Source organism: Stenotrophomonas sp. SXG-1 (assembly GCF_014083965.1).
In the GTDB taxonomy this organism is placed as follows: Bacteria; Pseudomonadota; Gammaproteobacteria; order Xanthomonadales; family Xanthomonadaceae; genus Stenotrophomonas; species Stenotrophomonas geniculata.
Genome location: NZ_CP046588.1, coordinates 1,556,258 through 1,581,457, shown reverse-complemented (window position 1 = coordinate 1,581,457; position 25,200 = coordinate 1,556,258). Strand labels below are relative to the sequence as shown.

Annotated in this window: 27 protein-coding genes; 11 read left to right on the top strand and 16 right to left on the bottom strand. The window is 66.6% G+C overall.

The features are described 5' to 3' along the window. Window positions 1–185: 185 nt before the first annotated feature. The 3 genes from GOC52_RS07200 to grxD form a co-directional block, all read right to left on the bottom strand. Entirely contained in the window at window positions 186–3,434 is a 3,249-nt protein-coding gene (locus tag GOC52_RS07200; protein ID WP_191851012.1) for a TonB-dependent receptor, read from the bottom strand. 233 nt (window positions 3,435–3,667) lie between these two features. After that, on the bottom strand, window positions 3,668–4,444 hold the full coding sequence (locus GOC52_RS07195) for an SDR family NAD(P)-dependent oxidoreductase (RefSeq protein WP_049455524.1): 777 nt from the start codon (window positions 4,442–4,444) through the stop codon (window positions 3,668–3,670). Further along, window positions 4,441–4,761 carry a Grx4 family monothiol glutaredoxin gene (gene grxD / locus GOC52_RS07190; protein WP_005408852.1) on the bottom strand — a complete coding sequence of 107 codons (321 nt, stop codon included), beginning with the start codon at window positions 4,759–4,761 and terminating at the stop codon, window positions 4,441–4,443. Before grxD ends, GOC52_RS07195 begins: the two co-directional genes overlap by 4 nt. A gap of 120 nt (window positions 4,762–4,881) precedes the next feature. Between grxD and GOC52_RS07185 the strand changes: the two genes are divergently transcribed. Further along, window positions 4,882–5,460, top strand: coding sequence for a superoxide dismutase (locus GOC52_RS07185; RefSeq protein WP_019337156.1), 579 nt, complete (start codon window positions 4,882–4,884; stop codon window positions 5,458–5,460). A 74-nt stretch (window positions 5,461–5,534) separates the two neighbouring features. Here GOC52_RS07185 and GOC52_RS07180 read toward each other — a convergent pair whose 3' ends face one another. The 3 genes from GOC52_RS07180 to purE all read right to left on the bottom strand — a co-directional run bounded on the left by GOC52_RS07180 (window position 5,535) and on the right by purE (window position 7,637). Continuing rightward, window positions 5,535–5,876: a carboxymuconolactone decarboxylase family protein gene (locus tag GOC52_RS07180; RefSeq protein WP_004152082.1), complete on the bottom strand. Its 342-nt coding sequence runs from the start codon at window positions 5,874–5,876 to the stop codon at window positions 5,535–5,537. Window positions 5,877–5,988: 112 nt separating this feature from the next. Then, window positions 5,989–7,137, bottom strand: a complete 1,149-nt coding sequence (locus GOC52_RS07175; protein WP_191851010.1) for a 5-(carboxyamino)imidazole ribonucleotide synthase — start codon at window positions 7,135–7,137, stop codon at window positions 5,989–5,991. Beyond that, entirely contained in the window at window positions 7,134–7,637 is a 504-nt protein-coding gene (purE, locus tag GOC52_RS07170; RefSeq protein WP_005412808.1) for a 5-(carboxyamino)imidazole ribonucleotide mutase, read from the bottom strand. Before purE ends, GOC52_RS07175 begins: the two co-directional genes overlap by 4 nt. A 58-nt stretch (window positions 7,638–7,695) precedes the next feature. Here purE and GOC52_RS07165 point away from each other — a divergent pair, with 58 nt between their 5' ends. The 4 genes from GOC52_RS07165 to GOC52_RS07150 all read left to right on the top strand — a co-directional run bounded on the left by GOC52_RS07165 (window position 7,696) and on the right by GOC52_RS07150 (window position 10,412). After that, complete coding sequence (locus GOC52_RS07165) at window positions 7,696–7,965, top strand: Trm112 family protein (protein WP_005408847.1); 270 nt, start codon at window positions 7,696–7,698, stop codon at window positions 7,963–7,965. Continuing rightward, on the top strand, window positions 7,962–8,813 hold the full coding sequence (nadC, locus tag GOC52_RS07160) for a carboxylating nicotinate-nucleotide diphosphorylase (RefSeq protein WP_010486110.1): 852 nt from the start codon (window positions 7,962–7,964) through the stop codon (window positions 8,811–8,813). Before GOC52_RS07165 ends, nadC begins: the two co-directional genes overlap by 4 nt. Before the next feature lie 181 nt (window positions 8,814–8,994). Beyond that, entirely contained in the window at window positions 8,995–9,993 is a 999-nt protein-coding gene (locus GOC52_RS07155) for a DUF2272 domain-containing protein (protein WP_029380067.1), read from the top strand. 68 nt (window positions 9,994–10,061) lie between these two features. After that, window positions 10,062–10,412: a DUF3301 domain-containing protein gene (locus GOC52_RS07150; protein ID WP_005408844.1), complete on the top strand. Its 351-nt coding sequence runs from the start codon at window positions 10,062–10,064 to the stop codon at window positions 10,410–10,412. A gap of 104 nt (window positions 10,413–10,516) precedes the next feature. On the opposite strand, the gene GOC52_RS07145 is transcribed toward GOC52_RS07150, so the two are convergent. The 7 genes from GOC52_RS07145 to GOC52_RS07115 all read right to left on the bottom strand — a co-directional run bounded on the left by GOC52_RS07145 (window position 10,517) and on the right by GOC52_RS07115 (window position 16,588). Continuing rightward, window positions 10,517–10,969 carry a ClpXP protease specificity-enhancing factor gene (locus GOC52_RS07145; protein ID WP_005412806.1) on the bottom strand — a complete coding sequence of 151 codons (453 nt, stop codon included), beginning with the start codon at window positions 10,967–10,969 and terminating at the stop codon, window positions 10,517–10,519. 84 nt (window positions 10,970–11,053) lie between these two features. Then, window positions 11,054–11,689, bottom strand: a complete 636-nt coding sequence (locus GOC52_RS07140) for a glutathione S-transferase N-terminal domain-containing protein (RefSeq protein WP_005408842.1) — start codon at window positions 11,687–11,689, stop codon at window positions 11,054–11,056. Between the two features lie 134 nt (window positions 11,690–11,823). Further along, the gene (locus GOC52_RS07135) at window positions 11,824–12,573 is read right to left on the bottom strand and encodes a cytochrome c1 (protein ID WP_010486117.1); all 750 of its coding nucleotides are present in this window, start codon (window positions 12,571–12,573) and stop codon (window positions 11,824–11,826) included. Next, window positions 12,566–13,825: a cytochrome b gene (locus GOC52_RS07130; RefSeq protein ID WP_006429450.1), complete on the bottom strand. Its 1,260-nt coding sequence runs from the start codon at window positions 13,823–13,825 to the stop codon at window positions 12,566–12,568. Before GOC52_RS07130 ends, GOC52_RS07135 begins: the two co-directional genes overlap by 8 nt. Further along, entirely contained in the window at window positions 13,825–14,445 is a 621-nt protein-coding gene (petA, locus tag GOC52_RS07125; RefSeq protein WP_010486121.1) for a ubiquinol-cytochrome c reductase iron-sulfur subunit, read from the bottom strand. The genes GOC52_RS07130 and petA overlap by 1 nt, the downstream gene beginning before the upstream one ends. Before the next feature lie 201 nt (window positions 14,446–14,646). After that, window positions 14,647–15,573 (bottom strand): lytic transglycosylase domain-containing protein, encoded by a 927-nt coding sequence (locus tag GOC52_RS07120; RefSeq protein WP_191851007.1) that lies wholly within the window; start codon window positions 15,571–15,573, stop codon window positions 14,647–14,649. Window positions 15,574–15,619: 46 nt separating this feature from the next. Further along, on the bottom strand, window positions 15,620–16,588 hold the full coding sequence (locus tag GOC52_RS07115) for a helix-turn-helix transcriptional regulator (RefSeq protein ID WP_100448182.1): 969 nt from the start codon (window positions 16,586–16,588) through the stop codon (window positions 15,620–15,622). A gap of 80 nt (window positions 16,589–16,668) precedes the next feature. On the opposite strand from GOC52_RS07115, the gene GOC52_RS07110 reads away from it, so the two are divergent. Next, entirely contained in the window at window positions 16,669–17,289 is a 621-nt protein-coding gene (locus GOC52_RS07110) for a glutathione S-transferase family protein (protein ID WP_010486127.1), read from the top strand. A 188-nt stretch (window positions 17,290–17,477) separates the two neighbouring features. Beyond that, the gene (gene miaB, locus GOC52_RS07105; protein WP_010486129.1) at window positions 17,478–18,896 is read left to right on the top strand and encodes a tRNA (N6-isopentenyl adenosine(37)-C2)-methylthiotransferase MiaB; all 1,419 of its coding nucleotides are present in this window, start codon (window positions 17,478–17,480) and stop codon (window positions 18,894–18,896) included. A 79-nt stretch (window positions 18,897–18,975) separates the two neighbouring features. Here miaB and GOC52_RS07100 read toward each other — a convergent pair whose 3' ends face one another. From GOC52_RS07100 to GOC52_RS07090, 3 genes are read right to left on the bottom strand one after another with little or no spacing between them, the layout of a single operon-like run. After that, window positions 18,976–20,088, bottom strand: a complete 1,113-nt coding sequence (locus tag GOC52_RS07100; protein ID WP_010486130.1) for an ABC transporter permease — start codon at window positions 20,086–20,088, stop codon at window positions 18,976–18,978. Further along, on the bottom strand, window positions 20,085–21,008 hold the full coding sequence (locus GOC52_RS07095; RefSeq protein WP_010486131.1) for an ABC transporter ATP-binding protein: 924 nt from the start codon (window positions 21,006–21,008) through the stop codon (window positions 20,085–20,087). The genes GOC52_RS07100 and GOC52_RS07095 overlap by 4 nt, the downstream gene beginning before the upstream one ends. A 20-nt stretch (window positions 21,009–21,028) precedes the next feature. Then, window positions 21,029–21,985 (bottom strand): HlyD family secretion protein, encoded by a 957-nt coding sequence (locus GOC52_RS07090; protein ID WP_143993891.1) that lies wholly within the window; start codon window positions 21,983–21,985, stop codon window positions 21,029–21,031. Between the two features lie 487 nt (window positions 21,986–22,472). Between GOC52_RS07090 and GOC52_RS07085 the strand changes: the two genes are divergently transcribed. The 4 genes from GOC52_RS07085 to GOC52_RS07070 are packed head-to-tail and all read left to right on the top strand — an operon-like array spanning window position 22,473 to window position 25,178. After that, window positions 22,473–23,459: a PhoH family protein gene (locus GOC52_RS07085; protein ID WP_019337148.1), complete on the top strand. Its 987-nt coding sequence runs from the start codon at window positions 22,473–22,475 to the stop codon at window positions 23,457–23,459. Continuing rightward, entirely contained in the window at window positions 23,456–23,941 is a 486-nt protein-coding gene (ybeY, locus tag GOC52_RS07080; protein ID WP_071305463.1) for an rRNA maturation RNase YbeY, read from the top strand. The genes GOC52_RS07085 and ybeY overlap by 4 nt, the downstream gene beginning before the upstream one ends. 41 nt (window positions 23,942–23,982) lie before the next feature. Then, the gene (locus GOC52_RS07075) at window positions 23,983–24,591 is read left to right on the top strand and encodes a hypothetical protein (RefSeq protein ID WP_191851005.1); all 609 of its coding nucleotides are present in this window, start codon (window positions 23,983–23,985) and stop codon (window positions 24,589–24,591) included. After that, window positions 24,591–25,178 (top strand): hypothetical protein, encoded by a 588-nt coding sequence (locus GOC52_RS07070; protein ID WP_043400435.1) that lies wholly within the window; start codon window positions 24,591–24,593, stop codon window positions 25,176–25,178. The genes GOC52_RS07075 and GOC52_RS07070 overlap by 1 nt, the downstream gene beginning before the upstream one ends. Window positions 25,179–25,200 lie beyond the last annotated feature (22 nt).

The following is a 25,200-nucleotide window of genomic DNA, read 5'->3' as shown; positions in this document are numbered from 1 at the left end:
GAAAGCCCGACCGTTGGATGTGTGCTTCCCGCGTTCGCCTTTCCGGGACCGCATCGGCGGCGTTGGCACCGCGCACATTTCCGGATGCTACGCCGATGCCAGGTGACCTGCAAGGACTTTCGCCTGAACGGAAAACGGCCGGGTTTCCCCGGCCGTTTTCACTTACTGCTTCAAGCTCTGATGGATCAGAACTTGTACTTCACGGTCAGCTGCATCGACCAGCGCGACACGGCGGTGTTGCCCTTGTCGTTGTTGTTTTCCTGGACCGAGGAATCGTCCGCACCGGTGAACGAGTACACGTACTTGCCGGTGGCCGGATCGATACCCGCGAAGTTGCCCACGCGACGGGTGGCGTAGAAGCCGTAGTCGTCGATCAGGCCCCACTTCTTGTTGAGCAGGTTGCCGACATTCATGATGTCCAGCGCGATCTCACCCTTGTGGGTCTTCGCGAAGCCCGGGAACTCCTGGCTGATGCGGACATCGAAGCTGTTGACCCACTTGGCGCGGTGCTGGTTGGCCGGCACCGTGCTGCCACGATAGGCATCGAGTTCCGGGTTCTGCGCCAGCCAGTCGAAGAACTTCTTCTCCATGTCCACGCCGCCAACGAACAGCACGTCACCCGGGCCCTTCGGCACGTAGAACAGGTCGTTGCCGATTGCGCTGTCGCCGTTGGCATCGTTGTAGAACACGTAGCTGTACGGACGGCCCGAACGGCCTTCATAGAACAGGCCGACGCGGGTGGCGTTGTCACCGAAGAAGTTGTGCTTCCACTCCAGGGTACCGGTGATACGGTCCTTGATCGCATAGCGCGAGTTGTACGCGATGTTCTCGTTGGCGTTCAGGATCTGGGTGTTGTTCCAGTTCGAGGTGTTCTGCGAGCTGGTCAGCGGGCTCACTTCCTTCGACTGGGTGTAGGTGTAACCCAGCGACCAGCCCCAGTTCTCGGTCAGCGGCTTGGCCAGCGAGAAGGTCGCCTGGCTGCCACGGCCCTTGTTGGTGTTGCGCAGCAGCAGCACGTCGCCGATGTTGTTCGGGCGGTAGTTGCGGTTCAGCACGCCATTGGTGCCGTTCTCCATGCCCAGATTGTCACCGGTGCGGTTGTCGATCTTGCTGTTGGCCTGGTTCAGGCCCTTGTCGTTCCAGTAGATCTCACGACCGTCCTGTGCGGACACGTAGGTCGGGCCATTGCCCTTGCCATCGGTCAGGTCCAGACGCTCGAAGTACAGGCCATCCTTGACCTTGGTGAACAGCAGTTCGGCCGACGCCACGATGCCGTACCACGGCAGCTCGTGATCGAACGCCAGGTTGGCCTTCCACACCGACGGCAGGCGGGTGCCCGGGTTGATGATGTCGACGTTCTGGCGCGCAACGATACGCGACGGGTCCGGAATGAACGGATTATCGGCATCGACGCTGAAGCCACCCGGATTACCCGGAACGTTGTACTCGACGTAGTTCAGGCCGGTGTTCTGGTAGGCACCTGCCAGCCACACGTTCGGGGCGGCGCCGCCGAACAGGCCCACGCCGCCGCGCAGCTGGGTCGGGCGATCGCTGTCGAAGGTGTAGTTGAAGCCAACGCGCGGCTGGATCAGGCTCTTGTCCACCAGCTTGGTGTTGTCATAGCCGTAACGGGACTGGATGTCCGCGTTGTACTTGGTCTGGCTGGTGAAGTCCGGGATGTCCACGCGGACACCGAACATCAGGCTCAGGTTGTAGTTGATCGCCCAGGTGTCCTGGATGAACAGACCGGTGTTCTTCAGGTGGAACTTGGCCGGAATGTCATCCAGGCTGCCGCCCGGACGCGGAACACGCAGCTGGTAGCCGTTCGCGGTGCCCTTCAGGAACGAGGCCAGGTCACGGAAGTCATACGCGCCGTACAGGTTGCGGCCGTAGAAGTTCATCAGGTCGTTGTCGGTGTAATCGAAACCGAACTTGATGGTGTGGTCACCGACGTACCAGGTACCGGCACCGAAGGCGCTCAGTTCCTTCGACTCGACCAGGTTGGTGTGGGTGTTCTGCTCGGTACCCAGGTACAGCGAGTTGTTGCCGAAGCGGACGCGCATCTGCGGCAGGTGCGAAGCCGCAACACGGTCGGACGAGTAGTCCTTGTGCGAAACCTTGAACTCGGTCGAGAAGTTCTCGGACCAGTCGCTGAACAGTTCACCCATCCAGGTTTCGTATTCGGTCGGCTGGGTGTACCAGAAGTCGCTCAGCGACAGCGCGCTGCTGCTGACCTGCGGGAAGCGGACGACGTCCTGCTTCATCTTGTTGTAGCGCAGGGCTGCACGATGGTTCTCGTTGATGTTCCAGTCCAGCTTGACCGCGTACTCTTCGATCTCGGTCTTGTTGTTCAGGTCGCTGACGCTACCGACCGGATGACCCAGTTCCGCCATGCGCTTCTGCACGGCCGAGATGTCGGCGTCGCTGATGCCACCCTTCGCCGGATCCTTGTTGTACGGGCTTTCGCTCAGGCTGACGCCGCCGCCGCTGCGCTCATACTTTTCGTAGTTGGTGAAGAAGAACAGCTTGTCCTTGACGATCGGGCCGCCGAAGGTCATGCCGTAGGTCTTCTCGTCCTTGAAGCCGTTGAAGTCCGTACGATCACCTTCCAGGCGCGAGCGGACCATGTCCTTGTCGCGGTACGAACCGTACACGGTGCCATGGAATTCGTTGGTACCCGACTTGGTCACGGCGTTGATCACCGCACCGGTGCCACCAGCGATGGTGGTGTCGTAGTTGGCCAGGTCGATGTTGATTTCCTGGATGGCGTCCATCGACACCGGCTGACGCTCGGTCGGCAGGTTGTTGGAGCCCAGGCCGAACGGGTCGGAGGCACTGATGCCGTCGATGCGGATGGCGTTGTAACGGGTGTTCTGGCCACCGGCCGAGATCGCACCGTCAGCCTTGCTGACCTGCGAGATGCGCGGGTCCAGGCGGATGTAGTCCTGGATGTTGCGGTTGGCCGACGGCAGCGCGTCCATCGTTTCGCGGGTCACGTTGGTGCCGGTACCCATCTTGGTGGCGCTGAACAGGTCCAGGCCGCCGGCGGTGGCGACAACGTTCACGGCGTCCAGGTTGGTGGCAGCCAGGTCACCGCCCAGGTTGGCATTGACCGTGTTGACCTGGTTCAGGTTCAGGTAGACACCTTCTTCGGTCTTGGTGCCTTCACCGGACTTGGTGATGGTGATGGTGTACGGGCCACCCACGCGCAGGCCGCGCGCGTTGTAGCGACCCGACGCATCGGTGGTGGCACGCGAAACGGTGCCCGACTCGGTGTGGGTGATGGTGACTTCAGCACCAGCAACAGGCTGGCCTGCGGCGGACATCACCTGGCCGCCGACACCGGCAGAGGTGCTCTGGGCGAAGGCGGGAGCGGCGGCGAGCGCAGCCACGAGACCAAGGGTGAGCTTGGACATCCGGAGTGGGTGGGTCATTTTTCGGTAGCCTCGATGCGAGTTGGCGATGGCGGAAAAAAAAGCGCATCCAAACAGCCCTGCGGGTGGCTGGTCGGACATTTATCTGGGGTTCCCTACCGCTTGGCTGAAGGAAGCCACAACGGTTAACACTAGATTAACACGCTACGCCATCAATGTGACGGTTGTGCGACAAACGGCACCGGATCGCAACGCAATCGTGACGGGTTCTTCACTCCGCCTTTCCCCGGGATTTACTCGCCGGGGGGCGCCTCGCTGGCATCGAGAATCTGGCCGCGCCAGGTAGCGCCAGCACCGGACAACAGGGTCACGGCCGCGGCGGCGGCGGCCTCCGGGCCTTGCGCGGCCGGGTCCTGGTCTACGGAATAGGCCCGGGCCCGCAAGGCCGTGCGCAGCGGGCCGGGGTACAGGCCACTCACCCTTACCGGGCTGCGGCCGAGCTCGTCGTGCAGGCTGGCGATCAGGCCACGCAGGCCGTGCTGGGCCACACCGTAACCGCCCCAGTAGGCCTGACCGACCCGCTCGGGGGCATCGACCGCAAACACCAGCGCCGCATCTTCGCGCTGCCGCAGCAGCGGCAGGCAGGCCTGGGCCAGCCAGGCGGGCGCAGTCAGGGTGACGTGCACCGCGCGGGCGAAACTCGCTGGGTCTGCCAGCTCAAACGGGGTCAGGCCCGGGAAGTGAGCGGCACAGACCAGCAGGCCATCCAGGCGCCCCAGCTCGCGCTGCAGGGCCTGGGCCAGCTCGGCATAGTCGTCGGGGCCCGCGCCTTCCAGGTCCAGCGGATACAGCAGCGGTTCCGGGCCGACCGCCTGCACCTGGGCGTAGACACGGTCCAGGCGGCGAGGCTTGCGGCCCAGCAGAACCACGGTGGCCCCGGCGGCCGCAGCAGCCACTGCCGCCGCACTACCCAATCCGCCACCGGCACCGGCGACCAGCACCACGCGATCCTGCAACGGGCGGCCATCGAGCGCCCCGTCGGTCGGTGACGTCGATGGCCAGGCACTCATCCCTGGGTCGCCTCTTCGACGATGCGCTTGAGCTCGCCGGCTTCGAACAGCTCCAGCACGATGTCACAGCCGCCAATCAACTCACCGTTGATGAACAGCTGCGGGAAAGTCGGCAGGTTGGAAAAACGCGGCAGGTTGGCGCGGATCTCGGGCTCTTCCAGCACGTTGACGGTGCGCAGGGTGACTGCGCCGGCCGCCATCAACGCCTGTACGGCGCGGCTGGAGAAGCCGCACATCGGGTATTGCGGGGTGCCCTTCATGAACAGCACGAGCGGGTAACGATCGACCTCGGCCTGGATTTGCTGCATTACCGCCACAACCACACTCCTTGCTTCGCCGGACAAACCGACCGTGATGGTCGGCTAGACTGCCCACGGTAGCCGCCATTGTAAGCGGATGGAACCGGCTGCCGCCGCCCCCTGGCCACGAACCTGTCCATGCCTGTCGAATTGCCCGCCCTGCCCTATCTTCCCGGCTCCCTGCAGCCGCACCTGTCCGCACAGACCGTGGAACTGCATCACGGCCGCCACCATCGCGCCTATGTGGATGCCGTCAACGCCGGCATTCTCGGCACCGAGTGGGAGGAAGCGTCGCTGGAGGAGATCGTCCGCCACGCCCAGGGCACGCTGTTCGATGCCGCCGCCCAAGCCTGGAACCATGCCTTCTACTGGCAGTGCCTGCGCCCGCGCGGCGGCGGTGAGCCGCAGGGGCGACTGGGCGAACTGGTCAAGCGCCAGTTCGGCGACGTGCAGCGCCTGCGCGAGGAATTCAACCGCACCGCACTGGGCCTGTTCGGCTCCGGCTGGGTCTGGCTGGTGCAGCATCCGGGCGGGCAGCTGGGCCTGCAGGCCACCCGCAATGCAGGCACGCCATTGACCGGTGAAAGCACCCCGCTGCTGTGCTGCGACGTCTGGGAGCACGCTTACTACACCGACTACCAGAACGATCGCGCGCGGTATCTGGACGCGTTCTGGCAGATGGTCAACTGGGAATTTGCCGAAAGCCAGCTGCGCTGACCCCTGTAGAGCCCAGCCCATGCCCGGCTGCGGTCCGGCCAGCCGAGCATGGGCTCGGCTCTACAGATCAGGCATCACGCGCTCTCGTGCGCGGCCACGGCGTCCATCACCCGCGCCGAGTACACCAGCGCCGCACCGGCGTTCAGCGACACCGCCACACCGAGCGCCTCGGCGATCTCCTCGCGGCTGGCGCCGTGCTTCAGCGCGGCATCCACGTGCACGGTGATGCAGCCGTCGCAGCGGGTGGTCACCGCCACCGCCAGCGCGATCAGCTCGCGGGTCTTGGCATCGAGGTGGTTGGTCTGGGCACCGGCGTTGGCCAGCGTGGCATAGCCCTTGACCGTGTCCGGCGAGAGCTTGCCGATCTCGCCGATGCGACCCTTCAGTTCCTTGCGGTAGGCGTTCCAGTCGAGCATGGGGGTGACTCCTGAGAAAGGAGCTCCACGCTACCACCGGGAATGTTGCGCCGATGCCTGCACCGGCGCGTCACAGCGTTGCACTGCCGGCCAACGGCCGGCACTACCGGGCTCAGCGATTGCGCAGCGCGTGTACCGCCGGTGCCACCTGGGCCTGGCGATCCAGCTCCATGCCGATCTGGTCCAGCGCATCGGCCAATGCAGCGGCATCATCGTCGCGCAACGTGGCGTGGCCGACCTTGCGGCCTTCGCGCGGCTCCTTGCCGTAGTCGTGCCAATGGCCACTGGCCTGCGCCAGCACCGGCGCCGGGTCGGGCATCGCGCCCAACCAGTTCAGCATGCAGACGTGGCCGAGCATGCGGGTGCTGCCCAGCGGCAGGCCCAGCACCGCACGCAGATGGTTCTCGAACTGCGAGGTCTCGCTGCCTTCGATGGTCCAGTGGCCGGAGTTGTGCACGCGCGGTGCCATCTCGTTGGCCAGCAGTTCGCCGTCACGACAGAACAGCTCCAGTGCGAACACGCCCACATACTGCAGGTGCTCGGCGACGCGGCGGGCATAGCCGATCGCGGCCTGCTGATCGGCATCGGACAGCACGGCCGGGGCCACGCTGGCCGACAGCACGCCGTCGACATGCCAGTTGCCGGTGACCGGCCAGGCCTCGAAGCTGCCATCGCGGCCACGCACAGCGACCACACTGACCTCGCGCTGGAAGGCAACGAAGCCTTCCAGGATCAGCCCGGTGCGCTCGACCTGTGCGCCAAGCGCGTCCCATGCAGCGTCGATGTCGGCTTCGCTGCGCAGGCGGAACTGGCCCTTGCCGTCGTAACCGAGGCGGCGGGTCTTGAGGATGCACGGCAGGCCGAACTCGGCGGCCTTCGCGGCCAACTCGTCACGGCTGCGGATGTCAGCAAAGGCGGGCAGCGGAATGCCCAACTGCTGGAACAGGGTCTTCTCGCTCAACCGGTCCTGGGCCACCGCCAGCGCAGCCGGCGGCGGGTAGACCGGCACGCGGTCGGCCAGGAACTGCGCGCTGTCGGCAGGCACGTTCTCGAAATCGAAGGTGACCACGTCCACCTTGGCGGCGAAATCCGCCAACGCCTGGCGGTCATCGAAGGCACCGACGGTGAGCGGCGCCAGCGGGCCGCTGCAGGCGTCGGCTGCCGGGTCGTACAGTTCGAAGCGCAATCCCAGCGGCGCACCGGCCAGGACCATCATGCGGGCGAGCTGACCGCCGCCCAGGATGCCGACGGTCAGGCTCATTGGCGCGGATCGTCGTGGGCCATCACGTCTTCGGTCTGGCGTGCACGGAAGGCGTCGAGCGCCTGGCCGATCGCCGGCTGGTCGCTGGCCAGCATCGCTGCGGCGAACAGCGCGGCGTTGGAGGCGCCGGCATTGCCGATGGCGAAGGTGGCGACCGGAATGCCGGCCGGCATCTGCACGATCGACAGCAGCGAATCCATGCCGTTGAGGGCCTTGGACTGCACCGGCACGCCCAGCACCGGCACGGCGGTCTTGGCGGCGATCATGCCCGGCAGGTGCGCGGCCCCGCCGGCTCCGGCGATGATCGCGCGCAGGCCACGCGGGCCCGCCTGCTCGGCGTAGCTGAACAACACATCCGGCGTCCGATGCGCGGACACCACCTTCACTTCGAACGGAACACCCAGGGCTTCAAGCTTCTGGGCGGCGTGCTGCATGGTTTCCCAGTCGGAACGGGAACCCATGACGATGCCGACAAGCGGCGCGATCGGGTTGGGGGTCATTGGCCGTCACCTGCCTTAAAGACGTATTCTAGCCATCTTCCACGCAAGACGAAGAACCATGGATCGCAAGCTGCTCGACCTGCTGGTGTCGCCGGACACCCGCCAGCCCCTGTCCCTGCTGGATGGCAAGGGCCTGGAAGCCCTCAACAAGGCCATTTCCGCCGGCGCGGTGAACAAGGCCGATGGCAACCCGCTGGCGCAGCCGCTGCGCGAAGCGCTGGTCACCCGCGACCGCAAGCAGGTCTTCCGCGTTGACGACGGCATCCCGGTGCTGCTGGCCGAGGAAGCCATCCCCACCGCCCAGATCGCCGACTTCCCGGCCGCATGAGCGCGCTGCCGACGCCGGATGCGGCCGTTGTCGCCGCCGATGTCGCGCGTGCGCTGGCCGAGGACCTGGGCAGCGGCGACGTCACCGCTGCGCTGTTGCCCGACCAGGCTGACAGCGCGTACCTGCTGTGCAAGCAGGACGGGGTGATCGCCGGTCGCCCCTGGTTCGACGCCACCCACCGCGCGCTCGACCCGGAGGTGCGCATTGAATGGCGTGTCTCCGAAGGTGACGCGGTCACTGCCGGCACCGTGCTGGCCCTGCTGCATGGGCGCAGCCGCAGCCTGGTGAGCGCCGAGCGCACCTCGCTGAACTTCCTGCAGACGCTGTCCGGCACCGCCACGACCACCGCGCGTTACGTGGCGGCGGTGGCCGGCACCGGCACGCGCATTCTCGATACCCGCAAGACCCTGCCCGGCCTGCGCCTGGCGCAGAAGTACGCAGTGCGCTGTGGCGGCGGCGAGAACCACCGCTTCGGTCTGTACGACACGGTGATGCTGAAGGAAAACCACATCCGTGCTGCCGGTTCGCTGCCCGCAGCCGTGGCTGCCGCGCGCCGGCAATGGCCCGCGCTGCCGCTGGTGGTCGAGGTGGAGGATCTGGCGCAGCTGCGCCAGGCGCTGGAAACCGGTTGCGAACGCATCCTGCTGGATGACTTCAGCCCGGACCTGCGCCGCGAGGCGGTGCGCATCACGGCGGGCCGCATTCCGCTGGAAGTGTCCGGCAGCGTGGGCCTGGGTGGCCTGCGTTCGATCGCGGAGGACGGCGTGGACTGCATCTCCATTGGTGGCCTGACCAAGCACGTGCAGGCGATTGACCTGTCGTTGAAGCTGGGCCCGCCGCCGGGTTGAGGCCTACGGGACCTTGTAGCGCCGAGCCCACGCTCGGCTGCTTCTCGATCTGCGGCGCGCCCTGCACGCGCTTCGCGCGATAAGCCGGGCATGGGCTCGGCTCTACACGATCCGGGACGCCTTCACGGCTCGGCCACGCCTGCCTCTGCGACGCTGCCGGCATCCCCCACAGGAGCCGCGCATGCGCCGGATGCTCTTGCCTGCCTGTCTGCTGCTCGCGGCAGCCCCCTTGTCCGCAATGGCCGCCGAAGCCTGCGATGTGCCACCGCGCTTCGGCCTGAGTCCGCTGGCGGTGGCCATCCGCAACACTGCCTGCAACGAGCACCGGCTCTGGTACCGGCCCTTCATCGACCGCGATGGCCGCGCCGCCAGCCTCAGTGTCACCGAGGCCGAAAGCGATCACCTGGCCGACAACGGCCTGATCGCCTGGCAGCGCGTGGCAGGCTACTGGCGCAACAGCGGCACGCTCAACGCCATGGGAAGCATCGCGGGCGCCAGCAGCTGTCTGGCACCGCTGGGCACGCGCTACACCGACAGCGATTGCCGCGCCTTCCTGGTCGACAACCCGTGGTCGGCCGCGTTCATTTCCTGGGTGATGGTGCAGTCCGGCGTTCCCGGCTTCAACACCTCGCCGCGCCATATCGACTACATCCGCGCCGCGTACCAGGGTGGGCCTTCGGGCGTGCCCTACCGGCTGGTCGACCCGGCCACCGCCAAGCCCGCGCCCGGCGACCTGCTGTGCTTCCTGCGCGACCGCAGCACCACGCTCAGCTACAGCGGGCTGGTGCAGGCGCTGGGCAACGGTTCGGTGGGCCACTGGAAATCGCATTGCGAAGTGGTGGTGGCTGCCAACCTGGGGGGCGACCAGACCCTGTACCTGGTCGGTGGCAACGTCATGAACACCGTGGCGATGCGGTTGCTGCAGCTGGACCGCACCGGGCTGATCAAGTTGCCCCCGGCACGCGAACGCAACAGTACCGGCATCGACCCCAGCTGCACGCCCGGCCGCGAGGACGAATGCAGCTTCAACCGCCAGGACTGGGCAGCGCTGCTGCAGTTGACCGCCACATCACCGCTGGTGATGCCGTCGCCAACTGCGACGCCAATGCAGTCCGCGCCACCGCAGCCGGTCGTCATACCGCCTCAACCAGTCTCTGCTGGTCCACAACCGACGCGGTGATGCGAGGCGCTTGATCCAGCGCGCGTTCGCCGCCATCTTTGCGGGATCGACCTCTGACGGCTGAAGCCATGCCCACCCTGCTGCTGTTGCTGATTGCCGGCGGAATCATCTATTTCTTCTGGAATGCCGCACGTTCGGCCGCCGAGCGCGCGGTCGAACTGGGGCGCAATGCCTGCCGCGCCGCCGATGTGCAATGGTTGGACCAGGCGGTGCACGCCACCGGCCTGCGCCTGTCGCGCGGCGAGGATGGCCGACTCGGCTTCGAGCGCACCTTCAAGTTCGAGTATTCCTACGATGGCATCGATCGCCATGTAGGCCGCATGGTGCTGCGCGGCGATCAGCTGATCTCATTCACTGGCCCGGGCGCGGCGCGGATCAGCCAGATCCGCGCAGATGTGGACGATGCCGAGGATGTGTAGGACCTGAAGGTGTGCCGACCAACGGTCGGCACCCACACAATTCCGGCATCCGCCGATAAATCCTGCAAAGGAAAACGCCGCCCATCGGGGCGGCGTCGGAAACATTACTTGACCACGCGCAGGTTCGGGCGCCCCTTCGGCGGCGGACTGGCCGGCGGCGTATCGTCCGGCGGCGTGCCTTCCTCGTGCAGCAGCTCGTCGCTGGTCGGCGCGGTTTCGTTGCCCGGAATGTCATCCGGCAATGCCATGCCCTGCCCGGTCTCGCGGGCGTAGACGGCCAGCACGGCGCTGATCGGTACCTGCACCGGGTAGCTGGTGCCGGAGAAGCGCGCCGAGAAGCTCACCATCTCGTTGTCGATCATCAGCCGCACGACGGCACGTTCGGCGATGTTGAGCACGACCCGGCCATCCTTGACCGCCGAAGGCGGGACCTGCACGCCGGGAACGCCGGCGTCGACCAGGATGTGCGGGGTCAGCTGGTTGTCGTTGATCCATTCCACCAGCGCCCGCAGCAGGTACGGGCGGTGGCTGGTCATGTGGAAGAAGTCTTCGGTCATGCGTGAAGTGTACGCGCCCGGCGCCCTGCCGGGGCGGATCGCCTGCACGCCGGTCGGCGTGCAGACGGGTAACGCATGCCCGGATCAGACCGGCAGATCGCGCAGCTTCTTTTCCTGGTCGGTCAGGCTGCGGACGAAACCGGGATGGCGGAAGATGCGGTTGCCGTAGTCTTCGATCGCCTTGCCGTCCTTCGGCAGCGGTACGTCCAGCGACTGCAGGCGCCAGATGATCGGCGCCATCGCGCAGTCGGCCAGGCTCATTTCCGGGTTGAGGAAGAACTTGCTGGCCTTGAACAGCGGCAGCGAGGCGGTCAGCAACTCCTTCAGGCGCTTGCGGCCGGCCTCGGCCTGGGTCTTGTTGCCCAGCTGGATGGCCTGCACCTGCGGCACCCAGTCGTGCTCGATGCGCAGCATGGCCAGGCGGATGCGCGCACGCGACAGCGGGTCGACCGGCATCAGCGGCGGATGCGGGTAGCGCTCGTCCAGGTACTCGCTGACCACCGACGCGGCGTAAAGCACCAGTTCGCGTTCGACCAGGGTCGGCACCGAGTGGTACGGATTGAGGTCGATCAGGTCTTCAGGCGGGTTCTGTGGATCGACCGGAACGAAGTCGAAGGTCACACCCTTGGCCGCCAGGACCAGGCGTACACGGTGGCACAGTACATCGTCGTTCGAGGAAAACAGCGTCAGTGTATTGCGCATGCGTACGCTCGCCGCCATCAAAGGCTCTCCCACGACAGGAGACCGCCTGCCGCATCGGCGCCGCCGGCACCGTGCCAGCGATCGACTCCTCCCCGAGTGTGCAACCGACCATCACAAAAGCCAATAGGCCCGTGCGATGGCCGGCGGCAGATTCAGTGAACGTCCTTCCAGTATTCCTTCTTCAACAGATACAGCAGGAAGGTCAGCAGGGCCAGGAACAGGATTACCCACACGCCCAGCTGCTGGCGCTTGAGCGCGGCCGGTTCGCCGGCATATTCGAGGAAGTTGGTGATGTCCCGCACGGCCTGGTCGTACTGCCCGGCATCGACCGAACCCGGCGTTTCAATCTTCAGGCCGGTCACCGGCGGGTCCATGCCCGGCGCTTCGGGCTTGCCATGCACGGCATGCTGCAGGCCCTGCATTTCCCACAGCGGGTTGGGCATGGACGCGTTGGCGAACAGCGCGTTGTTCCAGCCCAGCGGCCGGCTGCTGTCCAGGTAGAACGACTTGAGATAGGTGTAGACCCAGTCACTGCCCCGCACGCGCGAGATCAGGCTGAGGTCTGGCGGCATCTTGCCGAACCACTTCTCGGCATTCTCCTTGGGCATCGCCACCGGGATCGGATCGCCGATCGCCGAGCCGGTGAAGTTGAGGTTGTTCATCACCTCCTCTTCGGTCAGGCCCAGGTCCTGCGCCATCCGCGAATAGCGCAGGTACTTCAGCGCGTGGCAGCCGGAGCAGTAGTTCATGTACAGCTGCGCGCCGCGCTGCAGCGAAGCGCGGTCACCCAGGTCGTTGCCAGCCTGCAGCAGCTTGGTGCCGCCTTCGGCGGCGGAGGCCAGGAAACTGCCCAGCATCAGGGCGGCCGTCAGGGCCAGCCGGACCATCCAGCGATCAGTCATGGGTGGTCACCCTCTCCGGTACCGGCTTGGTCTTGTCCAACCGTGTCCATAGCGGCATGGTGATGAAGAACGCGAAGTACAGGAAGGTCAGCACCCGCCCGATGTAGGTCTCGTGCACGTCGGTGCCCGGGCCGGAACCAATCACGCCCAGCCAGACGAAGCACACCGCCAGCACGCCCAGCATCACCTTCGAGATCCAGCCGCGGTAGCGCACCGACTTCACCCTGGCCTTGTCCAGCCACGGCACCAGGAACAGGATCGCAATGGCCGAGAACATCACCAGCACGCCGCCCAGCTTGTTCGGCACCACGCGCAACATCGCGTAGTAGGGCGTGTAGTACCAGACCGGCTTGATGTGCTCGGGCGTCACCAGGCGGTTGGCCTCGGTGAAGTTGTCGTGCTCCAGGAACAGGCCGCCGAAACCAGGCGCGAAGAAGATGATGAAGGCGGCGATGATCAGCAGGAAGCCGGCGCCGACGCCATCCTTGAGCGTGTAGTACGGGTGGAACGGAATGCCGTCGGCCGGTGCGTTCGGCGACCAGCGGTTGCCCTTCGGCCCCTTCTTGATCTCCACGCCATCGGGGTTGTTCGACCCCACTTCGTGCAGCGCGCCCAGGTGCAGCACCACCAGCAGCAACAGCACCAGCGGCAGGGCGATGACGTGCAGTGCGAAGAAGCGGTTGAGCGTGGCGTCACTGGGCAGGTAGTCGCCCATGATCCACTCGGTCAGGCCGTTGCCGATCACCGGTATCGCGCCGAACAGCGAGATGATCACCTTGGCGCCCCAGAACGACATCTGGCCCCACGGCAACACGTAGCCCATGAACGCTTCGGCCATCAGCACCAGGTAGATCAGCATGCCCAGGATCCACACCAGTTCGCGCGGCTTCTGGTAGCTGCCGTACAGCAGGCCGCGGAACATGTGCAGGTAGACCACGATGAAGAACAGCGAGGCCCCGGTGGAGTGCATGTAGCGGATCAGCCAGCCCCACTCCACATCACGCATGATGTATTCAATGGAGCCGAACGCCTCGGCGGCGTTGGTCTTGTAGTGCATCGTCAGGAAGATGCCGGTGACGATCTGGTTGACCAGCACCAGCAGCGCCAGCGAACCGAAGTAGTACCAGATGTTGAAGTTCTTCGGCGCGTAGTACTCGCTGACGTGCTTGCGGTACACCGGCATCAGGCCCGGTGCGCGGGCATTGACCCAGTCGGCCACGCCGCTGGCGGTACGGCTGAGGATATTGGCCATCAGGCAGCCCCCTGCGGATCGACACCGATGATGATGGTGTTGTCGTCCTGGTAGTGGTGCGCGGGCACCTTCAGGTTGATCGGCGCCGGCACGTCCTTGAAGACGCGGCCGGACATGTCGAAGCGCGACTTGTGGCAGGGGCAGAAGTAGCCGCCCTTCCACTGCGGGTCGTAGGGCTCAGGCCGGATCTCGGCCACCATTTCCGGCGAGCAGCCCAGGTGCGTGCACAGGCCGACCAGCACGGAAATATCCGGCTTGATCGAGCGCAGCTCGGGGTTCTGCTTCAGCACGTACTCCGGCTGCTGGTCCTTCTCGCCGGACTCGGGGTCCTTGAGACGGCCGTCCAGCCCATGCAGCGCATCGAGGATCGCCTTGGACCGCTTGACGATCCAGATCGGCTGGCCACGCCATTCCACGATCAGGCGTTGGCCTTCCTGCAGGGCGCTGATGTCGGCCACCACCGGTGCGCCGGCAAGCTTGGCGCGGGCACTGGGGTTCCAGGATTTGATGAAAGGAACTGCGGTGAATCCGACGCCGACGGCGCCCACCACGGCTGTGGTGGCAGAAAGAAAACGCCGACGTCCGGTGTTGACTGGATCGTGTACCCCATCGTTGGCCATCCGGCACTCCGATATTGATTAGGTAGCTTTAAGGCTGCCAGCGGATCCGGTGGGGGCCAGAGCCGCATTGAATCACGGTTGAGTGTAGCGGAACCGTCGCGCGCCACACAACGCATTGCAACAACATTGATTTTTGGGTTGCCGGCCAGCGACCAGCACTACCGGCTGCTTGCCGCTTCGCTCGCCAGGCATGGCCTGGCGCTACTGCTTGCTCAATGCGGTGCGGTAACGCTCGGCCAGCTGACCGACCCGGCGCACGTAGTACTGGGTTTCGCTGTAGGGCGGTACGCCGCCATGGCGGTCGACCGCGCCTTCGCCAGCGTTGTAGCCGGCTGCGGCAAGGGTCAGGTCGCCATTGAAGCGCTTCAGCAACCACGCAAGATACTGCACGCCGCCGCGGATGTTCTGCCCGGCATCGTAGGAGTCACTGACCCCGAAGCGCGCGGCGGTTGGCGGCATCAGCTGCATCAGGCCCTGCGCACCGGCACGGCTGAGCGCGGTCGGGTTGTAGGCCGACTCGGCATGGATGATGGCCCGCACCACCGCCTCTTCCACGCCGAACTCGCGCGCGGCCGAGGTGATCTCGGCCTGGAAGGCCGAGGTGTTCAGGCGCACGCTGCCGAAGTCCACGCGTGGATTGACCCCGCACGCGTAGCAGCGCTCCATGAAGCTGTAGCGGATGGTCCGCACCGGGCCGAGGTTGGCGACCTGGGTCGGGCGCGCACTGGTGTAGTGGCGCACGCCGTCCTTCATGAAGGAATAGACCTGACCGCTGACCATGCGCCCGGCACGCGAGGCGGCCGGCTGTGCCGGAGCAGCTGCGGGCGCGGATGCAGGTGCCGGCGCAACCGTTGCCGGCGCTGCGGCGCTGGCGGCAACGGCAACCGGGTTGCGTTCGATGCTGGCCACCGTGGTCGGCGCCGGCCTGGATGCGGCCACCACCGGGCGCGGCGCAGGGCGGGTGTCGCGGCTGTAGCTGATGGTGCTGCAGCGCGCACCTGCCACCCGCTTGCTTACATAACTGGTGACGCCGTCAGGGCCCTGGCACTTGTACAGGGTGCCAGCGCTGGCCGGCGCAGCGGTCAGCGCAGCGATGATGATCGCCGTTGTCCCCAGTATCCCCTTCATGGCGGCGAGTGTCCCAGCTTCGCCGGGGCTTGCCAAGCGATGTGGCTCAGCCTGTGACCGGCGGCACGGCCAGCACCTGGCCCAGCCCGGCCAGGCGCTGGGCCAGTTCGTCGCGCAGGCCCGGCGGCGTGGTCCACAGCGCCACCGGCACGCGGTCCAGGCTGAGGATCTGCGCCAGCATCATGCCCCGGCTCTCGGCCCCCATTCGCAGCAGGCAGTGCTCGGCACCATCCGCCTCCAGCACCCCGCACCAGGGAGGAATGCGGCCTTCCAGCTCGGCGCGGCTGCCGGCCAGGCGGACGATGGCCTGCAGCACGAACGGGGCCTGGCTGACCGCCTGCCGCACCATCACGTCCGGGGGTGCCGGCGTGCGGCGATGCAGGCCGGGCTCGGTGCATTCGCGCACCGCGCCCATCCGGTCCACACGCAGGGTGCGCCAGTCCTGCCGGCCCAGATCCCAGGCCAACAGGTACCAGCGCCGGCCGTAATTGACCAGGTGCTGTGCCTCGACTTCGCGCTGGGTAACAGCCTCCTGCGCGCTGCGGTATTCGAAGGCCAGCCGTGACGCCTGCCGGCAGTACTGGGCCAGCCGTCCGAGCAGGCGTGCGTCGGTGGACGGAAGATCGGACAGGGTGGCCGTCGCTGCATGCACCTCGCCGGCCTGCTGGCGGCGACGGGTCGGCACCAGCGGGTCGAGCTTGGACAGCAGGCCACGCGCGGTGTCGTCGATGCCGGCGACGGTGGCCGAGGCCGCGCGCAGGGCGATGGCCAGGGTGGTTGCCTCCTCCTCGTCCAGCAGCATCGGCAGTACCGGTGCCCCGGCCCCCAGCTGATAGCCGCCGCCGACCCCGGCCGAGGCCTGCACCGGGTAGCCCAGCTCGCGCAGGCGCTCGATATCGCGGCGGATGCTGCGCCGGTCCACACCCATGCGCTCGGCGAGCTCGGCCCCGGACCACTGGCGGCGGGCCTGCAACAGGGCGATCAGGCGCAGCAGTCGGTGGGCGGTATGGCGCATGAAGGATCGAGGACAGAAGTCGTCCGCAATAGTGCCCCAGGATGGCCTCCAGTTCACCACCCACCGCAAGGAGCAATGCCATGAATTCACGCCGGATCACCCTGTACCACGCCGCCCGTTCCCGCTCGAGCGGCGCCGTGGCCCTGCTCGAAGCGCTGGGTGCCGACTACCGCATGCAGGTGCTGGACCTGAAGGCCGGCGCCAACCTGGCCCCGGCCTACCTGGCCATCAACCCGATGGGCAAGGTGCCGGCCATCGTCCACAACGGCGCACTGGTAACCGAACAGGTGGCCATTTATCTGTACCTGGCCGACCTGTATCCGGAAGCCGGGCTGGCCCCGCCGATCGGCGACGCCCTGCGCGGGCCCTACCTGCGCTGGATGGCCTTCTATGGCGCCTGTTTCGAGCCCGCGATGATCGACAAGGCGATGCATCGCGAGCCGCCGCCGCGCCTGATGTCGCCGTACAACGACGCCGAGACCGTGCTGCAGGTGGTCGAGGCCCAGCTGGCGCAGGGCCCGTACCTGCTCGGCGAGACGATGAGCGCCGCCGATGTGCTGTGGGGCAATGCGCTGGCCTGGACCACCGCCTTTGGCCTCGTGCAGCCGGCGCCGGCAACGGCCGACTACATCGCCCGGATGAGCGCGATGACCGCCTTCGACCGGTCGCGGCGGATCGATGCGGAGCTGGTGGCGGCGTAATCAGCGCCCCCTTGTAGAGCCGAGCCCACGCTCGGCTGCTCCTCCGCCTTGCACAAGGCAGCCGAGCGTGGGCTCGGCTCTACAGTGATGACCACGCCGGGCTTGGGCTTGGCCGCATGAACGCGGCGGCTGGCGCGGGATGCGGGTAGAATTGCCCGCTTTCCCGCCACCCGAATGGATTAAGCGCCATGACCGGGACGCCAGACGTCTTTCCGCCCGCCACGCCGGGCGGTACCCCGCTCGTTGCCCTGCCCGCTGGTCCGCGCAAGCCCGACCAGGTCAAGGGCAAGCTGTACATCAAGACCCACGGTTGCCAGATGAACGAGTACGACTCGGCCAAGATGGCCGACGTGCTTGCCGCCAGCGATGGCCTGGAACTGACCGATACCCCGGACGACGCTGACGTCATCCTGGTCAACACCTGCTCCATCCGCGAGAAGGCGCAGGAGAAGGTATTCAGCCAGCTGGGCGTGTGGAAGGGCCTGAAGAACAAGGGCCGTGAGGTCATCATCGGCGTCGGCGGCTGCGTCGCCTCGCAGGAAGGCGAAGCGATCATCAAGCGCGCGCCGTTCGTCGACCTGGTGTTCGGACCGCAGACCCTGCACCGCCTGCCGGAACTGATCCGCGCGCGGCGCGAACAGAAGCGCCCGCAGGTGGACATCAGCTTCCCCGAGATCGAGAAGTTCGACCGCCTGCCGGAGCCGCGTGCCGATGGCGCCTCGGCGTTCGTGTCGATCATGGAAGGCTGCTCGAAGTACTGCTCGTTCTGCGTGGTGCCCTACACCCGCGGCACGGAGGTCAGCCGCCCGTTCGAGGACGTGGTGGTGGAAGTGGCCCAGCTGGCCGCGCAGGGCGTGCGCGAGATCAACCTGCTCGGCCAGAACGTCAACGCCTACCGTGGCCCGTATGGCGATGGTGAGTTCGCCGACCTGGGCCTGCTGATCCGCACCATCGCCGAGATCGATGGCGTCGGCCGCATCCGCTTCACCACCTCGCATCCGCTGGAGTTCAGCGATTCGCTGGTCGACGCGTTCCGCGACGTACCGCAGCTGGCCAACTTCCTGCACCTGCCGGTGCAGGCCGGCAGCGACCGCGTGCTGTCGGCGATGAAGCGCGGCTACACCGCACTGGAATTCAAGTCGAAGATCCGCAAGCTGCGCGCGGTGCGCCCGGACATCTCGATCAGCTCGGACTTCATCGTCGGCTTCCCCGGCGAGACCGACGCCGATTTCGAGAAGACCATGAAGCTGATCGAAGACATCGGCTTCGACCACAGCTTCTCCTTCATCTATTCGCGCCGCCCGGGCACGCCAGCGGCCGACCTGGAGGACACGATCAGCGATGCCGAAAAGCACGCGCGCCTGTCGCGCCTGCAGGAGCGCATCAATGCGCACGCGGCCAGTATCTCCCAGAAGATGGTGGGCACGGTGCAGACCGTGCTGGTGGAAGGTCCGTCGCGCAAGAATCCGAACGAGCTGACCGGCAAGACCGAGAACATGCGCTCGGTGAACTTCCCGGCGCCGGCACGGCTGATCGGCCAGTTCGTGGATGTGGTGATCACCGAAGCGCTGACCAATTCGCTGCGCGCGCGGGTGGTGGCGGAGTAAGGTCTGGGTGTGCCGACCAACGGTCGGCACCCACCGGAAATGATGCCGGCCAGCGGCCGGCACTACCGAATGACAGGCCTCAATCCAATCGCTTGCGGAAGCGCAGGATCGCCAGCGTCATCATCACCACGATGAAGGCCAGCAGCGCCAGCGCGTCGTGCCACAGCTCCCACAGCGAGGCGCCGCGCAGCATGATGCCGCGCACCAGCCGCAGGAAGTGGGTCAGCGGCAGCACTTCCGCCAGCCATTGCACCGGCCGCGGCATGCCCGCAAACGGGAACATGAAGCCCGACAGCAGGATCGACGGCAGGAACAGGAACAACGTCATCTGCATCGCCTGGAACTGCGAGCGCGCGCGCGTGGAAATCAGCAGGCCCAGTGCGAGGTTGGCCAGCACCAGCAGTACTGCGGCCAGGTAGATGTCCAGCAGGCTGCCGCGGATCGGCACCTGGAACAGCCAGGTGCCCAGCACCAGCACCAGCGTGGTCTGCAGCAGGCCAATCGCTGCATAAGGCAGCACCTTGCCCACCATCAGTTCGCTGCGCGACACCGGCGTGGCGATCAGCAGCTCCATGTTGCCGCGCTCGCGTTCGCGCACCACCGCCACGGCCGTGAACATCACCAGGGTCATGGTCAGGATCACCCCGATCAGGCCCGGCACGATGTTCACCGCCGAGCGCCGCTGCGGGTTGTAGAAGCTGGTCACGCTGATAGGACCACTGGAGATGCTGCCTTCGCGCAGGGGACGCGTGTTGCTGGTCGGACGCGTGTCCAGCGGCACCTGCGCCAGCTGGATCGCTGCGCTCTGCACCACGGTGTCGCTGCCATCGACCAGCACCTGCACTGCTTCGCGACCGTCGAAGCGGCGACGCTCGAAGTCGGCCGGCACCACGATGCCGACACTGATCTCGCCACGGCGCAGCGCCTGCATCAGCTGGTCAGGCGTGTACGCCTCGCTGCGCGGCGTGATCACGCCGGTGGCGACCATGTCCTGCACCAGCGCGCGCGAGGCGGCACTGTTGGCCTGATCGGCGACACCGGCGTCGAGGTGACGCAGGCTGAGATTGATCGCATAGCCGAACAGCAGCAGCTGCATCACCGGAATGCCGACGATCATCGCCAGCGTGATGCGGTCGCGCCGTAGCTGCCGCAGTTCCTTGAGCATGATCGCCCACAGCCTGCGCAGGTTCATTCCGCCGGCTCCCGGCCACGACCACGGGTGGCGGCCACGAACACGTCTTCCAGGTTCGGTGCCACCTTCTCGATGCTGGCCTGCGGGTCAGCACTGGCCAGCGCACGGCCCAGCACTGCGATGTCCGCCGCTCCCTCATTGCACAGCACGCGCAGATGGGTGCCGATCTGCGCCACGCTGAGCACGCCGGGCAGATCGGCCAGTGCGCGGCTGGCCAGGCGCGGCTGCGACGCGGTGACCTGCAGCGTGCGCCCTTCCAGCCGTGCGCACAGTTCGGCCGGCGTGCCGTCGGCCACCAGCGCGCCACGATCAAGGATCGCCAGGCGGTGGCAGCGCTCGGCCTCGTCCATGTAGTGGGTCGAGACCAGCACGGTGGTGCCCGCATCGGCCAGTTCGAACAGGGCCTCCCAGAAATCGCGGCGCGATTCCGGATCGACTGCGCTGGTCGGCTCGTCCAGGAACAACAGCTCGGGCGCATGCACGACGGCGCCGGCCAGCGCCAAGCGCTGCTTCTGGCCACCACTGAGGGTGCCGGCCAGCTGCGGCTGCCTGTCCAGAAGACGATACTGCTGCAGCAGTTCGTCGACCCGCTGCCGGGCCTGCGCGCGTGGCAGATCCTGGATGGCGGCGAGGAATTCCAGGTTCTCGCGTACCGAAAGATCTTCATACAACGAGAAGCGCTGGGTCATGTAGCCGATGCGCCGGCGCAGTGCTTCGGCCTGCTCGGGAACCGCCAGGCCCAGCACCTCGATCTGCCCGGCACTCGGTTCCAGCAGGCCGCACAGCATGCGGATGGTGGTCGACTTGCCCGACCCGTTCGGCCCCAGGAAGCCATAGACCTGGCCACGCGGCACGGTCAGGTCGACATTGTCCACGGCCAGCAGATCGCCGAAGCGGCGGGTCAGGCCCTGCGCGTGCACCGCGATGTCCGCACCGGTGTTCAGAAGCGCACCTGTACCGGAAGGCCCGCTGGCAGCTTCTGCATGTCGCTGTTCCCGTCCACTTCGATCTCGGCCAGATAGCTCAGGCGCTCGACGTCATCACCGGTCAGTGCGTAGTACGGCGTGAACGACGGCTCACTGCGGATCGCACGCACGTGCCCCGTCAGCACCGTGCTGCCTCCCTCCAGCTGTATCTGCGCGGCCTGTCCGACCTTGACCTGCAGGCGCAGCGGTTGCGGCAGGTAGACGCGTGCATAGGGGCGCTCGCCGACCAGCATCACCGCCAGCGGCGCGCCGACCGGCGCCTGGTCCCCCTGCCGGTAAGGCAAGGCATCGACCACGCCGTCGCGCGGTGCGCGCAGCTGCAGCTTCTGCAGGTTGACGCCCTGCACCACCTGCTGTGCCTGTGCGGCATCCGCGGCCGCCTGGCCCTGGGCGATATCCTGCACACGGCTGCCGTGCACCCGCTCCAGCCAGGCCTGCTCGGCAGCACGCGCGCTGGCCTCGGCATTGCCGGCAGCGGCGCGTGCACGATCCAGTTCAGCGGCGGCAATCAGGCGCTGCCGTGCCAACGGCTGGACACGTCGGTAATAGGCAGTTGCTTCGGCAGCCTGTGCGCGCAACGCGGCCAGTTGCGCCTGGGCCTGCGCGATCTGCTCCTGGCGTGGACCGATCTGCAGTTCTTCCAGCTGGGCCTGCGCACGCGCCGCATCAGCCTGAGCCGTGGCGAACTGCGCGTCTCCCCGCGCCGGGTCCAGGCGCATCAGCACGGCCCCGGCCTTGACCTGCTGTCCCTCGCGCACCTCCACCGTGGCGATGACTTCGGCCGCCGGCGCCGGCACCGTGATCCGGTCCCATTCCAGCGTGCCCAGTGCAGTCGGCGTTGACTGCCCACACCCCGCCAGCAGGCCGATGCCCGCCAGTCCGATTCCACGCATCCCGTTGCCGATGCCCATGCCCATGCCATCCCCTCCTGCGACGGCGACACGGTGCCATGTGCCCCGTGCACCCTCAATGATTCCGATCAGCCCTGACGGTTTTTTCACCACACGTGGGCAAGCCTTTTGCCGCAAGGCTCCGCACCACCTATCCACAGGTTGATTCGGCATCATTCCACAACCGCTGTGGAAATCCGCAGGGACGTGGCTTTGTTGCTCGCCCGGCAACGAAACCTGCACTGCCATCACGATGAATGACCCCGTACAGGCCACCCGTGGCAGTGCTGCCGCAGCGACGAACGGCCATGACGCTTTTTCACCAGGACCTCATGGTCCTTGTGGCACAAGCATCGCAGAGGTCTATCCACAGGTTTCCGCGTGCCCCGTCCACACCGGGTGTGGAAAACGCTGTATCGACCGTCTGCTGGCCGTGTGCCCCGCACGCGCGCTACCCTTGTCCTCCCTGAATACACTGCGGTGGAAGGCGTCGGCCCCACCCCAAGCAATGAAAAGCATCGATCATCGAGACTTCACCCTGTCGCCGGAAGACAACGAGCGACTGGCCAACCTGTGCGGCCCCTTCGACGGGCACCTGCGCCAGATCGAGCTGAAGCTCGGCGTGGAGATCGCAAATCGTGGCTTCGTGTTCCGCATCAGCGGGCCGAACGAAGCCATCGTCGAGGCGCAGAAACTGGTTGAAGCGCTGTACGCCGAAGCCGGCGAAACCACCTTCGACAACCACGCCATCCACCTGCGCCTGGCGCAGGCCAACGTCGAGCAGATCGCCGAACGCTCCTACGAAGCGCAGGAGGTGGCGATCAAGGTCAAGCGCGGTACGGTGCGCGGTCGCGGTGCCAACCAGGGCCGCTACCTGCACCAGATCGCCACGCATGACATCAACTTCGGCATCGGTCCGGCCGGTACCGGCAAGACCTTCCTGGCCGTGGCCAGCGCGGTCGAAGCACTGAACGAATCGCGGGTGCAGCGCTTGATCCTGGTGCGCCCGGCGGTGGAGGCCGGCGAGAAGCTGGGCTTCCTGCCCGGCGACCTGAGCCAGAAGGTCGATCCCTACCTGCGACCGCTGTACGACGCCCTGTACGAGATGATGGGCGTGGAGAAGGTGGTCAAGCTGCTGGAGAAGAACGTCATCGAGATCGCACCGCTGGCCTACATGCGCGGCCGCACGCTCAACGATGCGTTCGTGATCCTGGACGAAGCACAGAACACCACCATCGAGCAGATGAAGATGTTCCTGACCCGCCTGGGTTACGGCTCCACTGCGGTGGTCACCGGTGACCTGACCCAGACCGACCTGCCCAAGCATGTGAAGTCCGGCCTGCGCGACGCCATCGACGTGCTGCGTGAGGTCGAGGGCGTGAGCTTCACCTTCTTCGAATCCCGTGACGTGGTCCGCCACCCGCTGGTCGCACGCATCGTCAGCGCCTACGACCGCCGCGACCTGCATCAGATCCAACCTGGAGCGACTCCATGACCCGTGGTCCCGTGCGACTGGACGTCGCCGTCAGCTATGCCCTCCCGCGTGCCGGCCTGCCGTCGGCGGTGAGTTTCCGCAAATGGGTGGCTGCCGCGCTGAAGGGCCGCATCCGCGAGGCCGACCTGGCCATCCGCGTGGTCGATGCCAAGGAAGGGCAGTCGCTGAACCGCCATTACCGCGGCAAGGACTACGCGACCAATGTGCTCAGCTTCCCGGCCGAAGTACCCGAAGGCCTGCCCAAGGGCGTCAAGTTCCCGCTGCTGGGTGACCTGGTGATCTGTGCACCGGTGGTGGCACGCGAGGCCGACGAACAGGGCAAGGCGCTCAACGCCCACTACGCGCACCTGACCGTGCACGGCGTACTGCACCTGCTCGGCTGGGACCACGAGGACGACAAGGAAGCCGAGGCGATGGAGCAGCTGGAACGCGAGATCCTGGCCGAGCTGGGCATCGACGACCCGTACGCGGGCGAGCGCTGAGCGGGCCACCGCCCGTCGCCACGACTACAAGGGGATCAAGGATGACTCCGGGAAACAGCTTCACGACGTTTGCGATGAGCGCGGGCCTGTTCGCCGGCCTGCTGATGCTGGGCGCGCACACCGTGCGCCGCCTCAGCGCTCGTGAACCCGCCGGCAGGCATTGGCTGCTGGGCAGCCTGGCCCTGCTCTCGCCTTTGTGCCTGCTGGCTGGGCTGGCGACCGGCATGATCGGCCCCCACCTCACGGGTAGAGCGGAACCCGCCCACCTGCCCGGGCTGTGGGAAACGTCGATGGTGCTGATGCTGGTCGGTGCCCTGACCCTGCCGGTGCTGTGGCGAACGCTGCTGCAGCAGCGGCTTGGCAGGCCGGTCAACGCACTCCCGTTCTTCCATGCCAGCCGCACCTCGTTGCTGGTGCTGTTCGTGCTGGCCGTGATCTACATGAAAGTGGCCAGGACAGCCGCATCGGAACTGATGCCCTGGCTGACCAGCCCGGGCCTGTGGCCGGCAGTGGCGCGCATCGCGGGGCAATCGATGCAGATCGCCATGCTTGCGGTCGTGCTGACCCTCTCACTGATGGTCGCGCGACGGGCGATGACCGGATTCCTGCGCCTTCTCACCGGGCTGTTCAGGCGCTCACCGGAGCTATGATGGCGGCCCTTCGCCTGCGGAAACCGCCCGTGTCACTGCGCTGCTGCCTGCCTTTGCTGTGTGCCCTTGCGGTCCCATCCGCCTTCGCTTCCAGCCTGGACCTGCCGGCGCTGATCGAATGCCGCCAGGGCGTGGCCGATCAGGCCGCGCTGGCGCCGTTGCTGGCCGACCCGCTGAAGGCCGTGGCCCAGGGCCTGCAGCCGCTGCCACAGGGCAACCAGTTCATGAGTGAGTTCCGCCTGGCCCAGCCGATCAGCGTGTTCGGCATGAGCACCGAGCGGGTGGCCGTGGCCGGCGCCAGCATCATGGCGGTGCTCGACCAAGCCGACCCACGCCCGCTGGCCAAGCGCCTGGCGCTGGAGACCGGCTACGACCAGGATGGCAAGTTCATGGCCGGCCGCGAGCTGGTCAGCCGCGACGTGACCGACCCGAAGACCGGCGAGGCCCAGATCGAGTCGATCATCCTCAGCGTCTCCACCGTGGCCTCCCACCCGGGCAAGACCCTGGCCGGCTGCACCTACAGCCTGGACCTGCCCGAGGAGGAGCCGGCCCCGGCCGCCCCTGCCCCGGCCACCGGCAGTCACTGACAGGCCGTCACATCCTGCTAGA